The 3,183-nt window shown below is 41.6% G+C and carries 1 protein-coding gene and 1 pseudogene; one reads left to right on the top strand and one right to left on the bottom strand.

Features of this window, described 5'->3' with window-relative positions; all coding sequences use genetic code 11:
• Positions 1–199: pseudogene (locus H7254_RS14685) on the top strand (glycoside hydrolase family 76); the annotation flags it as partial.
• 38 nt (positions 200–237) lie between these two features.
• Here H7254_RS14685 and H7254_RS14680 read toward each other — a convergent pair.
• Positions 238–3,183 (bottom strand): VCBS repeat-containing protein (locus H7254_RS14680; RefSeq protein ID WP_301933673.1); only part of this gene is annotated, 2,946 nt, incomplete at its 5' end.

The raw sequence follows: 3,183 nt of genomic DNA, 5'->3' as shown, positions 1-3,183 counted from the left end.
ATATCAGCACCTCTTGAAATATAATAAGAATACCAAATACATGCTGGCATTTAAAAATGGTGTTGATGAAGCAATAAACAATAATAAAAATGCAAATGGATTAATGGGTAAAAAGCATATTCTTAACCTGGTTGCACAAGGAGGAATGCTGGAAATGCTGGCACGTTTTGCCTGGCTTCAGCAGCAGCACATTTTTTAAATACTTCAGAATATTTAATAAATACCGGCTGTATTTTTTTACCTGATAATTTCTCTTTTCACTCCTTTAAAATTGGTAATGGTAAGTTTTACTACCTCTTTGTCCATCAATATTTTCCGGGTAGATTGTGAAAGATAGGTAGATCCGTAATAGAATTCAAGCTTCCTGGTTTTGTTGTTTTTATATAAAACGGTTGCACAGTAATCATCGGCTTTCAGGCTAATCCATTTTGTATCTTCTTTATCCGGCATACTACTTTTTGAATACACCATTACACTATCCTGATTTTGTGTAGCAATCACCAGGTCTTCATTTTTAGCACTATGTAATAAGGCCAGTCCCTTTGCATCACCTTTTACAAAAAAGCCACTTTTTTGCAGCGGCAGCGTACAAAAATTTCCCTTGCCATCGCCTTGAAGGCAAAGCCCGTTAAATGCATCATGCCGCCCGCTGTAAGGCTCCATTCCATAATCGTTGCCTACCATCAAAAGGTCAAGGTTGCCATCGCCATTGATATCCTCCGCCATCATCCCATACACCGGTGCTGTTTGCGCTGCTACCGGCAAAGGCTTTATTGCAAACCGGCCATTGCCCAGGTTTTCTATATAACTGGTTTGCATATCTGTAGCCTGCAGCATGATCGCGTTTTCCCGGTCTTTCTTATTCCATAAATCATCCATCGTAGCAAGGCCATACGATTTATAGGTCGGGTATTTTTTTCGTATGGATAACAGCTGACTTGTCAAATCATCTTTTGTATGCATCGGAAAAGATTTCCTGCTGCCATCTTCTGCTTTCATAAAGCAAAAAACCATTGCGTCTAATGATCCGTTTTGATCAAGATCCTTTGCTAACATAGTCATAGGTTCTTTTAAAGTAGCTTTGTAGCTGGAGTTTAAACCGAGGTTGCCGGCTATGTAATCTATATCGCCGTCATTGTCAAAATCACCGGCCACCAAACTGTTCCACCAGCCAATATGGGTGCTGATAGCGGTTGTTTTATTTATTTGCTCAAACTCTTTTCCTTTATTTTTAAAAAATGTGATAGGCATCCATTCGCCTGCTACCACAAGGTCAATTTTTCCATCATTATCAAAATCACTCCACAATGCATCGGTTACCATGCCTATATTTTTTAGTTGCGGACAAACCTGGTCTGTTACGTCGGTAAATTTTCCCCCATCATTTCTTAAGATGAAACTTTTGGGGGCTGTTGGATAGGCTCCCGATACAACTCGGCCGCCCACAAAAAGGTCAAGGTCGCCATCGCCATCAAAATCGGCAGCCCGCACACAGGAACCATTGGTGACTTCTTTTGGAAGCGCATTTTCAGCCCGCTGAAATTTTCCTTTGCCATTATTAAGATATAACCTGTCCTGGCAAATGGCATGGCTGGGTGGCAATTCGTAACTTCCACTTACCACATACATGTCGAGATCATTGTCATTATCGGCATCAAAAAAAAGTATGCCCATATCTTCTGCAAGGGCATCTTCCGGCTGTAGAAAACGGTGGGCATCCTGCGTAAAATTTCCCATTGCATCCTGCATAAAAAACATACCCGGGTTACTGGAGGAACCCCCAATATAAAAATCGTCAAAACCATTATTATCAATATCACCCACCGCTATGCCAGGCCCAAACTGACTAAGTTTGTGTGGCAGTGTTGGCTGGATATTGTAATCAACAAAATCATCTTCTGTTGGCTTGTATGCAATTCCGCAGCGTGCAGATGCTTCAGTGAAAATGGTGGGATTGGTTGTTGCAGGCACGTTGATTTTTTTGGCATCTTTCCACGAAAGTGCAATGGTTTCATCCGCCTTGATATTGGTGAGCAACTGCTCTGTATCGTCGGGCCAGTGTATGCGCAGGGAATCTATCATTGTACTGTTTCCTACACCGAAATGTGCCCTCGCATCATCCGTTGAAAGATATCCCCGAATTGGCTGATGTTCATAATACAATTGCTTTTTATCGCCGTAATAAACATGCATGTTTGCGCCAATACCTTGTGTATTTATCTCTTTGCCAATAATAGTAACTGTAAGCTGGTGTTGGTTTTTATCCTGCGATGTATTTTCATAAACAAATGCATTTTCATTGATATTATTGATAACAATATCCAGGTCACCGTCGTTATCAAGATCAGCATAAACTCCCCCATTTGAAAAAGAAGACTGGGTAAATCCCCATGCTGTTGAAGTATTCTCAAAATGCAAACCATCTATATTTCTGAATGAGTAATTCGGTATGCTTACAACGGGAAGGGAATCAACCAGGGCGAGAGAAAAATTTCCTTTATTACCCACCTGTCCATTGTCGTAAGAGATATAATCAAGGTCGGTTACATCACGCGGAAGTCCGTTTGTAATGATGAGATCCCGGTAGCCGTCATTGTCAAAATCTGCTACCAGCGGGCACCAGCTCCAGTCTGTCTGGTATACCCCTGCCATAAAACCGATATCACTAAAAACCGGGTGGCCTAAACTGGTAGTACCGCTGTTCATTTGCAAAACGTTTCGAACATACTGATGCTCGTATCCAAATTGTAAGGCGTTGGTATAATTATAATATTCATTACCACTGAGCATGCGCTTTTTACGCAGGTTGCCTTCTGGCAGCATTTCCAGGGAGATTAAATCAACCAGCCCGTCGTTATTAATATCTACCGCATCGGTACCCATGGCATTCCAGCCGGTATGTTTAAAATATTCGCCCAGGCGGTTGGTAAATGTGCCATCTTTATTGTTAATATATAACAAATCATTTGACACAAAATCATTGGCAACATATATGTCGGGCCAGCCGTCATTATTAAAGTCGCTGATGCAGGCCGCATGTCCCCAGCCCTCCATTAAAATACCAGCTTCATGGGATACATTGGTGAAGGTGTTGTTGCCATTGTTTCGATACAGCCGGTCAGTATTTAAGGCAGAACCGTCTGTTACTTTTGGCCTGAATTTGATGGGTGTTTTAGGGTCATT

The organism is Ferruginibacter sp. (genome assembly GCF_014377975.1).
GTDB lineage: Bacteria > Bacteroidota > Bacteroidia > Chitinophagales > Chitinophagaceae > Ferruginibacter.
The sequence above is the reverse complement of the archived record's forward strand: the minus strand, read 5'-3'. Positions and strand labels throughout refer to the sequence as shown.